Origin of the sequence: Streptomyces sp. NPDC049541 (assembly GCF_044465725.1) — a bacterium.
In the GTDB taxonomy this organism is placed as follows: domain Bacteria; phylum Actinomycetota; class Actinomycetes; order Streptomycetales; family Streptomycetaceae; genus Streptomyces.
This window is the reverse complement of sequence record NZ_JBITLY010000016.1, coordinates 95,618-109,927: the sequence shown is the minus strand read 5'-3', so window position 1 is coordinate 109,927 and position 14,310 is coordinate 95,618. Positions and strand designations below refer to the sequence as shown.

The 14,310-nt window shown below is 70.7% G+C and carries 14 protein-coding genes; 3 read left to right on the top strand and 11 right to left on the bottom strand.

The features are described from left to right. The first annotated feature begins 689 nt into the window (after positions 1-689). Positions 690-1,373 carry a class I SAM-dependent DNA methyltransferase gene (locus ACIBW9_RS38825; RefSeq protein WP_398962428.1) on the top strand — a complete coding sequence of 228 codons (684 nt, stop codon included), beginning with the start codon at positions 690-692 and terminating at the stop codon, positions 1,371-1,373. On the opposite strand, the gene kstD is transcribed toward ACIBW9_RS38825, so the two are convergent. The 3 genes from kstD to ACIBW9_RS38810 all read right to left on the bottom strand — a co-directional run bounded on the left by kstD (position 1,370) and on the right by ACIBW9_RS38810 (position 4,173). Beyond that, entirely contained in the window at positions 1,370-3,160 is a 1,791-nt protein-coding gene (gene kstD / locus ACIBW9_RS38820; protein ID WP_398962426.1) for a 3-oxosteroid 1-dehydrogenase, read from the bottom strand. The two genes, ACIBW9_RS38825 and kstD, sit on opposite strands and share 4 nt — an antisense overlap. Before the next feature lie 213 nt (positions 3,161-3,373). Beyond that, entirely contained in the window at positions 3,374-3,676 is a 303-nt protein-coding gene (locus ACIBW9_RS38815; RefSeq protein WP_398962423.1) for a hypothetical protein, read from the bottom strand. After that, positions 3,673-4,173: a hypothetical protein gene (locus tag ACIBW9_RS38810; RefSeq protein WP_398962421.1), complete on the bottom strand. Its 501-nt coding sequence runs from the start codon at positions 4,171-4,173 to the stop codon at positions 3,673-3,675. The genes ACIBW9_RS38815 and ACIBW9_RS38810 overlap by 4 nt, the downstream gene beginning before the upstream one ends. A 44-nt stretch (positions 4,174-4,217) precedes the next feature. Between ACIBW9_RS38810 and ACIBW9_RS38805 the strand changes: the two genes are divergently transcribed. After that, complete coding sequence (locus tag ACIBW9_RS38805; protein ID WP_398962418.1) at positions 4,218-4,976, top strand: PIG-L deacetylase family protein; 759 nt, start codon at positions 4,218-4,220, stop codon at positions 4,974-4,976. A gap of 60 nt (positions 4,977-5,036) precedes the next feature. Here the strand turns inward: ACIBW9_RS38805 and ACIBW9_RS38800 are convergent, their stop codons facing one another. Both ACIBW9_RS38800 and ACIBW9_RS38795 read right to left on the bottom strand, forming a co-directional pair. Further along, complete coding sequence (locus ACIBW9_RS38800; protein ID WP_398962415.1) at positions 5,037-6,953, bottom strand: AMP-dependent synthetase/ligase; 1,917 nt, start codon at positions 6,951-6,953, stop codon at positions 5,037-5,039. Between the two features lie 209 nt (positions 6,954-7,162). Then, entirely contained in the window at positions 7,163-9,109 is a 1,947-nt protein-coding gene (locus ACIBW9_RS38795) for an AMP-dependent synthetase/ligase (RefSeq protein WP_398962413.1), read from the bottom strand. A gap of 285 nt (positions 9,110-9,394) precedes the next feature. Between ACIBW9_RS38795 and ACIBW9_RS38790 the strand changes: the two genes are divergently transcribed. Continuing rightward, on the top strand, positions 9,395-10,249 hold the full coding sequence (locus ACIBW9_RS38790) for a MaoC family dehydratase (RefSeq protein ID WP_398962576.1): 855 nt from the start codon (positions 9,395-9,397) through the stop codon (positions 10,247-10,249). Here the strand turns inward: ACIBW9_RS38790 and ACIBW9_RS38785 are convergent. The 6 genes from ACIBW9_RS38785 to ACIBW9_RS38760 all read right to left on the bottom strand — a co-directional run bounded on the left by ACIBW9_RS38785 (position 10,244) and on the right by ACIBW9_RS38760 (position 14,300). Continuing rightward, positions 10,244-10,894, bottom strand: coding sequence for a TetR/AcrR family transcriptional regulator (locus ACIBW9_RS38785; protein WP_398962410.1), 651 nt, complete (start codon positions 10,892-10,894; stop codon positions 10,244-10,246). The genes ACIBW9_RS38790 and ACIBW9_RS38785 overlap by 6 nt on opposite strands. A gap of 38 nt (positions 10,895-10,932) precedes the next feature. Further along, entirely contained in the window at positions 10,933-11,241 is a 309-nt protein-coding gene (locus ACIBW9_RS38780) for a DUF4229 domain-containing protein (RefSeq protein ID WP_398962408.1), read from the bottom strand. 98 nt (positions 11,242-11,339) lie between these two features. Further along, entirely contained in the window at positions 11,340-11,864 is a 525-nt protein-coding gene (locus ACIBW9_RS38775) for a GNAT family N-acetyltransferase (RefSeq protein ID WP_398962405.1), read from the bottom strand. Positions 11,865-11,880: 16 nt separating this feature from the next. Continuing rightward, complete coding sequence (locus ACIBW9_RS38770) at positions 11,881-12,531, bottom strand: UdgX family uracil-DNA binding protein (RefSeq protein WP_398962402.1); 651 nt, start codon at positions 12,529-12,531, stop codon at positions 11,881-11,883. 99 nt (positions 12,532-12,630) lie between these two features. After that, entirely contained in the window at positions 12,631-13,794 is a 1,164-nt protein-coding gene (gene mqnE / locus ACIBW9_RS38765) for an aminofutalosine synthase MqnE (RefSeq protein ID WP_351462662.1), read from the bottom strand. A 50-nt stretch (positions 13,795-13,844) separates the two neighbouring features. Continuing rightward, positions 13,845-14,300 carry an Lrp/AsnC family transcriptional regulator gene (locus ACIBW9_RS38760; RefSeq protein WP_030945405.1) on the bottom strand — a complete coding sequence of 152 codons (456 nt, stop codon included), beginning with the start codon at positions 14,298-14,300 and terminating at the stop codon, positions 13,845-13,847. Positions 14,301-14,310 lie beyond the last annotated feature (10 nt).

The following is a 14,310-nucleotide window of genomic DNA, read 5'->3' as shown; positions in this document are numbered from 1 at the left end:
AGGCGGACGGTCGGGCACCGCTCGCTTCCCTCGGCCATCGCGGCGGGTGTCGGGCCCGGACCCGCAGGTCCCGGGGGGCCCAGACGGACGAGCCCGGGCGGGCGGATCGAGACCGACGGGCCGAGGCTGACAGGCCGAGCCCTACGGCCCGGGCGGACAGGCCCAGACGGGACGACCCAGACGGACGGGCCGAGACTGACGGCCCAGACGGACGGACCCAGAGGGACGAGCCACGGGCCGAGCGGCCGACGGGCCAGCCGAACGGGCCCAGACGGACGAGCCCGGGCGGGCGGATCGAGACCGACGGGCCGGGACCGAGGGACCAGACGGACAGGCAGCCTGTGCCGGACCTGCGGACCGAGGTGGAGGTGCGGGTGCAGATCACCCCGCGCAACGCTCGAATCGAATACGCATCGACATCACCGAGCTGACCCTGTTGCCGCACCCTCGCTCGTCGCCGACGTGGTCGTGCTACGAGACGGAACCCCGTCGATCAGCGTCACCAAACTCGGCCCCAGGCAGGCAGGCCCGGGCAGGCGGGCCGAGACCGACGGCCCAGGCTGACGGCCGATGCGGACAGGCCCAGACCGACGAGCCAGACGGACGGGCCCAGGCAGGCGGGCCCAGGCAGGCAGGCCCTGGCGGGCGGTGCCCGTTGATTGTCAGTGGTGGTCGCTACGGTTTTGGGTATGACCGAGACCCGCGGCGCGACCGCGTCCGAACCCGACTTCCTTACCAGTACCCGGACGTTCTACGACGCCGTGGCCGAGGACTACGCCGCCCTGTTCGAGCGGGAGCTCGTGGGCAGGCCGTTGGAGCGGGCGATACTCCAGGTGTTCGCCGAACTCGTGGGTGGCGAGGGGCCGGTGGCCGACCTGGGGTGCGGTCCCGGACGGACGACGGCCCGCCTCGCCTCGCTCGGACTGGACGTGTTCGGCCTCGACCTGTCGGACTCGATGCTGGCGGTCGCCCGCCGCGAGAGCCCGGGGCTGCGTTTCGTGCAGGGCTCGATGCTGGACCTGGACATCCCAGACGGGACGCTGGCCGGGGCGCTCTCCTGGTACTCCTCCATCCACACCCCGGCGGACGAACTGCCCGCCCTGTTCGCCGAGTTCCACAGGGTGCTCGCACCCGGCGGCCACCTCCTGGTCGCCTTCCAGGTGGGCGACCAGCACCGCCACCACGACCGCCCCTGGGGCCGCCCGGTCTCGCTGACCTTCCTGCGCCGCCGACCCGCGGAGATGATCCGGCTGTTGACGGAGGCCGGCTTCACGCTCCTCTCGCAGACCGTGCGGGAACCGGAGGAAAGCCTGGAGGAGACCTCCCCGCAGGCCTTCCTCATAGCCAGGAAGCCGGCGGTGGTGGCCTCCTAGAGCACCCCTGCGATGTCCAGTGCCGCGATGTACCCGAAGGTCATCGCGGGCCCGATGGTCGACCCGGCCCCGGCGTAGCTGTGGCCCATCACCGCGGCGCTGGCGTTCCCGGCGGCGTACAGACCCGGGATCACCGAGCCGTCCGGCCGCAACACCCGCGCCCGGGCGTCCGTGACCAGCCCGCCCTTCGTCCCGAGGTCCCCGGGGACGATGCGGAAGGCGTAGTACGGGGGCAGCCACAGCGGTGCGAGGCAGGAGTTGGGGAGGACGGAGGGGTCCGTGTAGTAGTGGTCGTACGCGCTGTCGCCGCGGTGGAAGTCGCTGTCGGTCCCTTTGAGGGCGAGGGAGTTGAAGCGGTCGACCGTGGCGCGCAGGGCCGCGGCGGGAACACCGACGGAGGCGGCGAGGGCGTCGAGGGTCCAGGCCTTGTGCGCCGCGCCCGAGCTGTACCAGTCGTCGGGGAAGGTGAAGGTCGGCGCGACGTCCTTGAACAAGTACCGGTTGCGGTAGTTCTGGTCCACGATCAGCCAGGCCGGGATGTCCGGATCGGTGGCGTTGCGGTCGTACATGGTGTGGACGACGTCGCTGTAGGGGCCGGCCTCGTTGACGAAGCGGGAGCCCGCCGCGTTGACGAGAAGGCCGCCGGGGAGGGTGCGTTCGGCGAGACAGAAGTAGGGCTGGTCGGGGAGCGGGATGGCCGGTCCCCACCAGGCGTCGTCCATGAGGGCGAGCGCGGCGCCCAGTTGTCGTCCCGCCCGGATGCCGTCTCCGGTGTTCTCCTTCGCGCCGACCGTCCACTCCGTCCCGATGGGCTGCCGCTGGTACTGGGCGCGCATGGCACCGTTGTGCTCGAAGCCGCCGGAGCCGACGACCACGGCACGGCGGGCGCGTACGAGTCCGGGGGCGCCGTCCTTGGTGACCACCGCCCCGGTGACGGCACCGCTCTCGACGAACAGCTCGGTGAGCGGGGTGCCCAGCCGGACGGGGACACCCGCGTCCAGCAGCCCCTTGCGCAACCCGGCGGCCAGCGACTGCCCCATCGTCAACGGGGTCTGCCCCAGCACCGCCGCCTTCGTACCGCGCGCCAGGCACTCGGCAGCGACGGCGGCGCCCTTGACGCTCACGGCGGCGAGGGCGAGCCACTTGTAGTCGGCGCTGAACACGACCATTCCGGAAGGGACCTGCATGTACGGCGGATTGAGATGAGCGAGTTCGGCGCCGAGGAGGTTGCCGTCGAACTGGGCGGGCTCGATGGACCGGCCGCCCGGCAGACCGCCCGGCAGCTCCGGGTAGTAGTCGCTGTACCCCTCCATCCAGCGGAAGCGCAGCGGGCTGTTGGCCATGACGAAGGAGATCATGCCGGGGCCGTGGGCGAGGAAGGCCCTCTGCCGGGCCACGGGTACGTCCGGGCCGACGACCGCGGCGAGGTAGGCGGCGGCCTTGGCGGGGGTGTCCGGGACACCGGCGGCGAGGATCACGGGGTTGTTGGGGATCCAGATGCCGGCACCGGAACGGGCGGCGGATCCGCCAAAGGTGGGGGCCTTTTCAACCACGACGGTGCTCAGGCCCTGCTTGGCCGCCGTGAGCGCGGCGGTCATGCCTGCCGCGCCGGAGCCGATGACGACGACGTCATAGGTGCCGAGGAGGGGGAGGTCGGCGGCGGTGGCCGTGCGGGCGCCGGGGCCCGCGCCGACGGCCAGGGCGAGACCGGTGGTGCCCGCGGTACCGAGCACCTGCCTCCGGGTGGGTCGTGCCGTACGTCTCACGGGTTCCGCGCTCGTGACCATGGCAGGTCGCTCCAACCGGACGAAGGGTGGGGTGAGTTGCTCAGGTGCTCAGGTGCGGGGTGGGAATGTGGCGCGGGGGTCTTGGGAAGTCAAGGCCGGAGGCAGAAGCGGTACGAGGAATTCCGGCGGTCGGCGGCGAATGGGTTTCCGGGACGACCTCGGGCCGCTCGCCCGACAGCGGCGAAAAAAGACCGGCCGAAAGAATCGAACCCGTTATTGCCGCTCTTCTTTCGCGCGGACCCGGGCCGCGGCCTGGATGGCCTGGACGTAGGGCTCGTCCTCGCGCTGGGTCGCCGGGGAGAGCTCGTCGAAGGGGAGGAGTGCGCGATGACCCGGATCCCGGTTCTCCATCCAGGCGGTCCAGGCGTCGTGGACATCGGCCGCGGTGACCAGTTCCCCCTTGGCGCGCATGAGGACCGCGTAGAGAAGAAAGAGGTCGTCGGCGTCCGACGGGGGCCTGGCCTCCGGCGGCAGAAGTTCGCGGATGAGACCGGCGTCCGTGCGCAGATAACTCACGTGCAGAGTATGCCGATGAACAGACCTGCGTGCAATGCCGCAAATACCCAGGGGACTTTCCGCTCGGTGGCCCCCAACTCGGTGTACCGGGTCCACCATGGCCCGTCCGGATTCTCCGTCAGTATCTCCCACTCCTGGCTGAATATCTGCAGGGGGAGTCGCGGTTCGACGGCATTGATGACGTCGAATTTCGCGTGGTTGAGCACGCGGTAACTGCGCAACTGGAGCCACCAGACGAGGGAGATGGAGATTCCGGCGAGCGTCAGTACGAGCGCGGCCCACCAGGGCACATTCCGGTTTTCCGTGGCGGTGATGCCCAGCGCGCCGATGAATGCGGTCTGGACGGAGAGGAAGAATGCGTTCGCGGCGCCGCGCCGGGCGGAGACGCGGTCCGACATCTCGACTGCCATCTTGTAGAGGTCGAGGAGTTCCGGTGCGGGGCCGGGCTCTTCCGCACGGGTGGGGTCCCCGCCGGGAGCGGCCGGTTCGGACGTCACCAACTCCTGATGCCCTGGCGGGAGTTGCCTCTAACCTTGCGGTTATGCCTCTCCCCAGCCTCCTGGGCGTCTTCGCGCATCCCGACGACGAGTCGCTGGTGTCCGGCGGTGTGCCGGCCCGGCACGCGGCCTCGGGAGCGCGCACCGCGGTCGTCAACGCCACCTGGACCGAGGGCACCAGGCGGGCCGGGGAGCTGGCGGAGGCGCTGCGCATTCTCGGGGCGGGGGAACCGCGGATGCTCGGGTACGCCGACGCACACGTCCCCGAGTCGGCACCGGGCGCTGCGCGCTTCTGCGATGCGCCGCTGGACGAGGCCGTGGGGCGGCTGGTCAGGCACATCCGGGAGTTCCGGCCGGAGATCGTGATCACGCATGACGCCTACGGCAATCTGTCCGGGCACCCGGATCATGTGCACGCCCATCGGGTGACGGTGCTCGCCGTACAGGCGGCGGGTTGGGGGCTGCTGTACCCGGAGGCGGGACCGCCCTGGGAGCCGAGTGCGCTCTACCTGGCCACGCATCCGGAATCCGCGGTGCAGGCTCTGGGCCGCGAGGTGCTGCTCCGGCCGGGTCGGGCGATGTACAGCGTGCCCGCCGAGTGGGTGTCGGCGGTGGTGGATGTCGGACCGTGGGTGGAGCAGAAGCTGGACGCGGTCATGGCTCATCGCAGCGAGGTGGAAAGGGGGGCGCTGCCGGGCCGTCTCGCCGCGCTCCGGCCTGCGGACCGGGCCGGGGTGATGTCCACCGAGTGGTACATGCGGTGCGGCGCCCCCGCACCGGTGGAGTCCGGGCCCGCCCTGTAAGGCAGCAAGGACGGCTGGGCCGTGCCCCACGCCGGGCCGGCCGTGATCACACGCGGCGGCTCACCGCTCGTACAAGGCCTCGATCTCCGCGGCGAAGTCCCGCATCACGGCCTCCCGCCGCAACTTCATCGACGGGGTCAGATGGCCCTCCTCCTCCGTGAAGTCCCGGGGGACGATGACGAAGCGGCGGATGGATTCCGGGCGGGAGACGAGTTTGTTCGCCTCGTCCACGGCACGTTGCAGGATCGCCTTCAACTCCTCGTCGTCGATGAGGAGTTCCGCGGGGACCGGGTGCCGTCGGTTCATCCGGCGCCAGTGGCTGACGCCCTCCATGTCGAGGGTGATGAGTGCGGCGATGTACGGGCGGCGGTCTCCCACGACCATGCACTGGGAGATCAGGGGGTGCGAGCGCAGCCAGTTCTCCAGCGGGGCCGGCGCGGTGTTCTTGCCGCCCGCCGTGATCAGGATCTCCTTCTTGCGGCCGGTGATCGTGAGGTAGCCCTCGTCGTCGAGGCGGCCGATGTCGCCCGTCGGGAACCAGCCGTCCGCCGAGGAGGGGATCACTCCCCTGCCGTGCGGGTCCCAGTAGCCGCGGAAGACCTGGCCGCCCTGGAGGAGGATCTCGCCGTCCGCCGCGATGCGGACCTTCGTGCCGGGCATGGGCCAGCCGACCGTGCCCAGGCGGGGCTTGAGCGGCGGGGTGACCGTCGCGGCACCGGTGGACTCGGTGAGGCCGTAGCCCTCGTAGATCTCCATGCCGGCGCCCGCGTAGAAGGCGGCCAGGTGGCGGCCGAGCGGGGAGCCGCCGGAGATGATGTGGCGGATGCGGCCGCCCATGGCGTTGCGGATGCGCCGGTAGACGAGCGGATCGTAGAAGGCGCGGGCCGTCTTGAGGGAGGCGCCCGGGCCGGAGCCGGTGCCGGCGTGCCGGGCCTCCATCGCCTCGCCGTAGCGGACGGCCACGCTCGCCGCCCGGTCGAAGGCGGCGACCCGGCCGCCGACCTCCGCCTTGGCGCGGGCGTTGTTGTAGACCTTCTCCAGCATGTACGGGATGCAGAGGAGGAAGGTCGGGCGGAAGGTGCCCAGGTCGGCCAGGAGGTCGTCCGCCTGGAGGCTCGCGGCGTGGCCCAGACGGACCCGGGCGCGGATACAGGCGATCGCCACCATGCGGCCGAAGACGTGCGACATGGGCAGGAAGAGCAGCGTGGCCGGGTCTTCCGACTTCGACTTGAAGATGGGGTAGAGGAGTTCGGTCGCGTTGTCGACCTCGGCGAGGAAGTTGCCGTGCGTGAGCACACAGCCCTTGGGGCGGCCGGTGGTGCCCGAGGTGTAGACGACCGTGGCGAGCGTGTCGGGGACCAACATGCCGCGGCGTACGGCGACTTCCTGGTCGGGCACGGGCGCGCCGAGTTCGGCCAGCCGCTCCAGGTGCCCCTTCTCCACGATCCACATGTGCCGCAGGTCGGGCAGCCGGCTGAGCTCCGGGCTGAGGGCCGTCGCCTGCCCTGCGGTCTCCGTCACCAGGGCCACCGCGCCGGAGTCCTGGAGGATCCACAGGGTCTGGTAGACGGAGGAGGTGGGGTAGATGGGGACGGTGACGAGGCCCGCGGCCCAGGCGGCGAAGTCGAGGAGCGTCCACTCGTAGATCGTCCGCGCCATGACGGCGATACGGTCGCCGGCCACCAGCCCTTCCGAGATCAGCCCCTTGGCGAGGGCCAGGACCTGCTCCGCGAACTCCGCCGCGGTCACGTCCGCCCAGTCCCCGTCCTGGGTACGGCGGCTGAGGACGCGGGCGTCCGGTGCCGCCTCCGCGTTGTCGAACGGCAGGTCGGCGAGCGAGCCATGAGTGGGCGGCGGGACGAGGGGCGGGACCGACGCCTCACGCACTTCGCCGTCCAGCCGCCGTATCTCGGGCTCCACCAGCTGGGGGACGCCGTCGTAGTCGGACGCGGACGGATAGGGCACGGGCACGGACATGGCAGCTCCTGGGGCGTGCAGCTCGGTACCGCTCTGCTGTGAGGTACGTGCAGCGCGTACCGAGACGTTCACCAGCGGTGTGCGGCTTCGGGGTTACCGCGGGTTACGCGATCGTACGCGTCCGGCGTGGGGAGTTGGTGCGGTTTCGGGAAGGGTCCGGAGCCGGGCCTGTGACAACCTCTGCCGACAAGTTGAGCTGCTGTCAGGTGTCAGCTGCCCCGGACCGTGGGGTCGTAGAGCTGCTCGATCTGCGCCGCGAACTCCTCGGCGATCGCTTCCCTCTTCAGCTTCATCGACGGGGTCAGATGTCCCGCCTCCTCCGTGAAGTCGACCGGGAGGACGGTGAAACGGCGGATGGATTCCGGGCGGGAGACCAGTTTGTTGGCCTCGTTCACCGCGCGTTGCAGGACCTGTCGCAACTCGTCGTCGTCCACGAGCAGTTGGGCCGGTACGGGGTGCTTGCCGCGCATGCGGCGCCAGTGGCTGACGCCCTCCATGTCCAGGGTGATCAGGGCGCCGACGTAGGGGCGGGCATCGCCGACGACCATGACCTGGGAGATCAGGGGGTGGGCGCGCAGCCAGTTCTCCAGCGGGGCCGGGGCGACGCTCTTGCCGCCCGCCGTGATCAGCAGCTCCTTCTTCCGGCCGGTGATGTAGAGATAGCCCTCCTCGTCGAGGCGGCCGATGTCGCCGGTGGCCAGCCAACCGTCGACGGTCGCCGGGACGACGCCGCCCGCGTTCGGGTCCCAGTAGCCGCGCAGGACATGGTCACCGGCCAGCAGGATCTCGCCGTCGGCGGCGATACGGACCTTCGTGCCCGGTATGGGCCAGCCCACCGAGCCCAGACGGGGTCTGAGCGGCGGGGTCACCGTGGAGGCGCCCGTCACCTCCGTGAGGCCGTAGCCCTCGTAGATCTCGATGCCCGCCCCGGCGTAGAACGCGGCCAGCCGGCGGCCCAGCGGGGAGCCGCCGCAGATCATGTAGCGGACCCTGCCGCCCATGGCGTTGCGAATACGGCGGTAGACGAGCGGGTCGTAGAAGGTGCGGGCGGCCCTCAGCGCGGCACTCGGGCCGGGGCCGGTGCCGGCATGGCGGGCCTCCACCGCCTCCCCGTACCGCCGGGCCACGCCCGCCGCGCGGTCGAAGGCGGTGACCCGACCGCCGATCTCCGCCCTCGCGCGGGCCACGTTGAACACCTTCTCCAGCATGTACGGAATGGCGACCAGGCAGGTGGGACGGAAGCTCGCCAGGTCGGGAAGGAGTTCGTCCGCCTTCAGGCTCGGCGCGTGGCCCAGCCGTACCCGGGCCCGGATGCAGGCGACCGCCACCATGCGGCCGAAGATGTGGGACATCGGGAGGAAGTGCAGGATGGAGGCCTCTTCGCTGGTCCGTGAGCGGAACACCGGGTAGAGGAGTTCGATGGCGTTGTCGACCTCGGCGAAGAAGTTGCCGTGGGTGATCGCACAGCCCTTGGGGCGGCCGGTGGTGCCCGAGGTGTAGACGACGGTGGCGAGCGAGTCGGGTCCCAACATCCCGCGCCGCACGTCCACTTCCTGGTCCGGCACCTGGCCGCCCCGCTCCGCCAGCCGCTTCACATGGCCCTTCTCGACGACCCAGAGGTGCCGCAGGTCCGGCACCCGGTCGAGTTCCGGGCCGAGGGCCGCCGCTTGGGCGGCGGTCTCCGTGACGAGTGCGACCGCCCCGGAGTCCTGGAGGATCCACCGGGTCTGGAAGGCCGAGGAGGTGGGATAGATGGGGACGGTGACAAGGCCCGCGGCCCAGGCGGCGAAGTCGAGAAGCGTCCACTCGTAGATCGTCCGCGCCATCACAGCGAGCCGGTCCCCCGGCACCAGCCCCTCGGCGATCAGTCCTTTCGCCACCGCCAGCACCTCGTCGGCGAACTCGGCCGCCGTGACGTCCGCCCACCGGCCCGACTCGGTGCGGCGGCTGAGCACCTTGTCGTCGGGGGCGATGCGCGCGTTGTCGAAGGGCAGGTCGGCGAGCGAACCGTAGGTCACCGGCGGGACGAAGGGCGGCACGAAGACCTCGCGCACCTCCCCGTCCAGCCGCCGGATCACGGGCTCCACGAGAACCGGCGTGCCGTCGTACGTCGTCGAGGGCACGGCGGCGTGCGCGGACGGCTGCGAGATGGACACGGGCGACTCCAGACGTTCACCAGAGTTGCCCTGCGGGGGAGTTGCCGCAGGCTGGGGGGAGGAGATCGTACGGCGCGCCCGTGATGAGCCGGTGTGGGTTCCAAGGTGGTCCGGCGGCGGGGATGCGTCGGGGATGTGCAAGCTCGTCGCTTTTCTGGCCGATAAGGCCGTGCCGGACGGGATGGTGAACGTTTTTCATCTTCTGACCTCCCCTCACCTGCCCTTACCTCAGGTAACCTGACTCTGGAGTAAGCAGAGCCGCCCATGGGGAGTTTCGGTATGTCGATGTCCGTCGTCCTGCCCGGTGCGCCCGCCCTCGGCCCCCTGCTCGCCCGCGGCGCCCTGCTGTCCCCCTTCAAACGCCCCCGCCCGGACGCCGACTTCCCCCGCAGCCGGCTCGTCCTGCCCGGGCTGCGGATCGACCTCGCGCGGCTGGCGGCGTATGAGAGGGTCTGCGGCTTCGCGACCGGCGCCGACGCACTGCCCCCGACCTATCCGCATGTGCTGGGCTTTCCGCTGGCCATGCGACTGATGAGCGACCGGGGCTTCCCGCTGCCGCTGCTCGGCCTCGTCCACACGTCGATCGAGATCACGCAGCGGCGCGCGCCCGCGGCGACCGGCGAGTACGAACTCGCCGTGTACGTCGGCGGGCTGGAGCCGCACAGGCGCGGCACCGAGGCCTCGGTGATCACCGAGATGCGGGCCGGCGGAAACGTCGTCTGGGAGTCACGCAGCACCTATCTGGCCCGGCACCGGACGCGGCATTCCGGTGAGCCGCCCAGGGACGACCGGGAACAGCTGCCCGCCGTCGCGGAGTGGCGGCTGGCCGCCGACGTCGGGCGGCGGTACGGCGCCGCGTCCGGCGACCGCAACCCGATCCATCTGCACCCCCTCACCGCCCGCCTCTTCGGCTTCCCGCGCGCCATCGCACACGGCATGTGGACGGTGGCCCGCTGCCTCGCCGCACACGGGGTGCCGCAACGCGCCCGAGTGGAGGCGCGGTTCAGGGCGCCGGTGCTGCTGCCGGGAACGGTGACCTATGCGGCGGACGGGGAGCGGTTCGAGCTGCGCGGGAGCGGGGGCCGCGTCCATGTGAGCGGAAGTGTCAGCAGTCTCGGGGCGGCTGACGGCGCGTCATGAATCCGGGGTGGGCGGCGGCGACCAGGGCCGTCCGTCCATGAGGTTGCCCAGGCCCGCCCAGGCGAAGTTCATCAGGGTGGCGGCCGCCTGGCGGGCCGTGGTGCCGGGGGTGGCGTTGGCCCAGGCGGCGAGGGCTTCGGCGGCGCCGACCAGGGCCTCGGCGAGCCCGGCGACCTCTCGCTCGGGGAGGTTCGGATTGCGGTGCGCCTCCCTCGCCGCGACGACGATGAGCTGCGTCACGAACGCGACGATCTCCTCGCGCATCGCGGTGACCTCGGCCGCGAAGGGTTCGCGGGTACGGGCCTGCAGATGCAGCACGGCCCAGCCGTCCGGGTTCTGCGCGGTGTGCGTGAAGAAGGCCCGCAGCCCCTCCCAGAGCTGACGGTCCGCGGGCAGTTCGGGCCTGACCCCGGCCCTGACCGCCTCGACGAGCGCGGTCGCCTCCCGGCGGATGCAGGCCGTGAACAGGTCTTCCTTCGAGTTCAGGTACAGGTACACCAACGGCTTGGACACGCCCGCCAGTTCGGCGATCTCGTCCATCGACGCGGCCATGTACCCACGCTGCCCGAAGGTCCGCACGGCGGCGTCCATCATCTGCTGCTCACGGACCGCCCGCGGCATCCGCTTGGTCTTCACGGCACCCATGGGGCAAGGGTAATTGGGAGCGGGCGCCCGTAACCCCGTCAGGAAGCCTGGGGTGCCTGGCCCTGCGAGCGGCTCGCGTCGTCCGCCTCGTCCTCCTGGGCGGCGGTCGCCGCGAAGCCGGCCTTCATCCGGTCGACGCGATGGGCGACCGTCACGGAGGCGCGGTCCCGCTCCTTGCGCAGGACGACGAAGCTGATGGGAGCGGAGATCACCAGCGCCAGCAGGCAGATCCACATGAAGTTGGAGGCGCCGTAGCCACGCGGGACGATGCCGGAGTAGACGAGGCCCCAGACGACCACGAAGCAGCCCGCGAAGATCCCGAGGCGCATCAGCGTGTAGCGGAGCATCTCAATCCACTCTTCCGTCAACGGTACGAACATTCCCAAAGGGCACCGTCCAGTGAAGCACGCCCGGGACCCGATCTTGCAGGGGGGTGCGCCGGGTCTCAGCCCAGCGGCAGCAGCATGAAGACGTCGTCACGGTAGTCGTCCGGGGCGACGCGGATGGCGCCCGGGACCCGGCCGACCTCCTTGTAGCCGCAGGAGCCGTAGAACCGCTCCAGGCCGTTTCCGCCGCGGCAGGTGAGCCGGATCGCGTCGATGCCGTCGAAGCCACGGGCCGCGTCCTCGGCGGCGGCGAGGAGGTCCCGGCCGTAGCCCTTGCCCTGGTGGCGGGGGTGGACCATCACCGTGTACAGCCACACCCAGTGCTGCATCAGCCGGTGGGTGTTGAAGCTGAAGAAGGCGGTCGCCGCGACCGCGCCGGTCTCGTCCAGGCCGACCAGCAGCCGGCTCCGCCCCTCCGCCATGGCGACGAAGTGCTTCACGAGCTCCGGCCGTATGTCCTCGGCCGTGACCGGCGGTACGAAGCCGACCGAGCCGCCCGCGTTCGAGACGTCGGCCCACAGGTCGAGGATCCCGTCGCGCAGGGCGGGCGTGACAGCGGGGTCGAGAGTGAAGGTAAGGGACACCGAGCCATGGTACGCATTACGCCAGCGCCCGCGCCGCCACCTCGAGATCCGAGACGAGGCCCCGGTAGGCCGCCTCCCTGTCGTCCGCCCGCAGTACGGCCGAGGGGTGCACGGTCGGCACCAGCCGCTCCCGCCTGCCGTGGATCTCCTCCTCCAGGACCGTCCCGCGCACCTGAGTGACCCGGAACGAGGAGCCCAGCAGCGCCTTCCCCGCGGTCGCCCCCAGCACCACGATCAGCTCGGGTTCGACCACGGCCAGCTCGGCGGCCAGCCACGGCCCGCACGCCGTCATCTCCCGCAGGCTGGGTGCCTTGTGGATACGGCGCTTGCGGGGTTCGGCCTGGGTGAACTTGAAGTGCTTGACGGCGTTCGTGACGTACGCGTCCGCCGGGTCCAGCCCGGCCTCGGCGAGAGCCCGGTCGAGCAGCTTGCCCGCAGGCCCGACGAACGGCTTCCCCTGCCGGTCCTCCTGATCCCCGGGCTGCTCCCCGACGAGCATCACGCGCGCATGTGCGTTCCCGGCCCCGAAGACGGTCTGCGTGGCGTCCCGGTGCAGGGGGCAGCCCCTGCACTCGGCAGCCGCCTTGCGCAGGGCGGGAAGCCCGCCGCGCTCGGGAAGGAAGGGTTCGGCGGTATAGGCATCCTCGGGCGCCTTGGTGCTCACCATGGGGGACGAGTACCCGCCGTAGGCCCTCGGACCCATTGTCATCTGCGGGTCAGTGGGGGCTGGTCGCGCAGTTCCCCGCACCCCTTCGGGGCGCGGCCGTCAGACGCGCATCGGCTGCGGAGATTCCCGGCGCGCCGGATCCGGGCCCTCGTACTCCCGGATGATCTCGTACCGAGTGTTCCGCTCCACCGGCCGGAACCCGGCATCCCGGATCAGATCCAGCAGATCCTCACGGGTCAGCTTGTTCGGCGTGCCGTAATTGTCCGCATCATGGGTGATCTTGTACTCGACCACCGACCCGTCCATGTCGTCCGCCCCGTGCTGCAGCGCGAGCTGCGCGGTCTGCACACCGTGCATGACCCAGAAGACCTTGACGTGCGGAACGTTGTCGAACAGCAGCCGGGAGACGGCGAAGGTCTTCAGCGCCTCCGCGCCGGTCGCCATCTGCGTCCGGGCCTGGAGCCGGTTGCGGACCTTGCCGTCCTTCATGTCGACGAAGTCGTGCTGGTAGCGCAGCGGGATGAAGACCTGGAAGCCGCCGGTCTCGTCCTGCAGCTCGCGCAGCCGCAGCACGTGGTCGACGCGGTGCCGGGGCTCCTCGATGTGGCCGTACAGCATGGTGCACGGGGTCTTCAGACCCTTCTCGTGCGCCAGGCGGTGGATGCGCGACCAGTCCTCCCAGTGGGTCTTGTGGTCCACGATGTGCTGGCGGACCTCCCAGTCGAAGATCTCCGCGCCGCCGCCGGTGAGGGACTCCAGGCCCGCGTCGATCAGCTCGTCCAGGATCTCGCTCGCGCTCAGCCCGGAGATCGTCTCGAAGTGGTGGATCTCCGTGGCCGTGAACGCCTTCAGGGAGACGTTCGGCAGCGCGGCCTTCAGCTCCCGCAGCGAACGCGGGTAGTAGCGCCACGGCAGGTTCGGGTGCAGGCCGTTGACGATGTGCAGCTCGGTGAGGTTCTCGCCCTCCATCGCCTTGGCGAGCTTCACCGCCTCCTCGATGCGCATCGTGTACGCGTCCTTCTCGCCCGGCTTGCGCTGGAAGGAGCAGTAGGCGCAGGAGGCGGTGCAGACGTTGGTCATGTTGAGGTGCCGGTTGACGTTGAAATGGACCACGTCACCGTTCTTGCGCGTGCGCACCTCGTGGGCGAGGCCGCCGAGCCACGCCAGGTCGTCCGACTCGTACAGCGCGATGCCGTCCTCGCGGGTCAGCCGTTCACCGGCCCTGACCTTCTCCTCCAGCTCGCGCTTGAGCCCGACGTCCATACCCTCAACCTCTTTCTACGACAGCTCGACCCAACCGTACGCCTACGAACTCAGACCTCTTCGGGCAGTTCCCCGACCCGGTTCTCCCACTTCGTGGAGAGCACGATCGTGGTGCGGGTACGGGAGACGCCCTTGGTGCCGCTGAGCCGGCGGATGATCTTCTCCAGGCCGTCCACGTCGTTCGCCCGCACCTTGAGCATGTACGAGTCGTCGCCGGCGATGAACCAGCAGTCCTCGATCTCGCTGAGCTCCTTCATCCGCTGGGCCACGTCCTCGTGGTCGGCGGCGTCCGAGAGCGAGATGCCGATGAGGGCGGTGACGCCGAGGCCCAGCGAGGCGGCGTCCACGGTGGCGCGGTAGCCGGTGATGACGCCGGCCGCCTCCAGCCGGTTGATGCGGTCGGTGACGCTGGGTCCCGACAGGCCGACGAGGCGCCCCAGCTCCGCGTACGAGGCCCGGCCGTTCTCCCTCAGGGCCTGGATGAGCTGCCTGTCCACCGCGTCCATGCGATTCGAT

Coding starts and splice junctions, on each gene's coding strand:
- ACIBW9_RS38790 (WP_398962576.1), top strand. CDS start 9,395: ATGTCCGTCGTCCTGCCCGGTGCGCCCGCCCTCGGCCCCCTGCTCGCC.
- ACIBW9_RS38785 (WP_398962410.1), bottom strand. CDS start 10,894: ATGGGTGCCGTGAAGACCAAGCGGATGCCGCGGGCGGTCCGTGAGCAG.
- ACIBW9_RS38805 (WP_398962418.1), top strand. CDS start 4,218: ATGCCTCTCCCCAGCCTCCTGGGCGTCTTCGCGCATCCCGACGACGAG.
- ACIBW9_RS38825 (WP_398962428.1), top strand. CDS start 690: ATGACCGAGACCCGCGGCGCGACCGCGTCCGAACCCGACTTCCTTACC.
- ACIBW9_RS38780 (WP_398962408.1), bottom strand. CDS start 11,241: ATGCTCCGCTACACGCTGATGCGCCTCGGGATCTTCGCGGGCTGCTTC.
- ACIBW9_RS38770 (WP_398962402.1), bottom strand. CDS start 12,531: ATGGTGAGCACCAAGGCGCCCGAGGATGCCTATACCGCCGAACCCTTC.
- kstD (WP_398962426.1), bottom strand. CDS start 3,160: ATGGTCACGAGCGCGGAACCCGTGAGACGTACGGCACGACCCACCCGG.
- ACIBW9_RS38760 (WP_030945405.1), bottom strand. CDS start 14,300: ATGGACGCGGTGGACAGGCAGCTCATCCAGGCCCTGAGGGAGAACGGC.
- mqnE (WP_351462662.1), bottom strand. CDS start 13,794: ATGGACGTCGGGCTCAAGCGCGAGCTGGAGGAGAAGGTCAGGGCCGGT.
- ACIBW9_RS38800 (WP_398962415.1), bottom strand. CDS start 6,953: ATGTCCGTGCCCGTGCCCTATCCGTCCGCGTCCGACTACGACGGCGTC.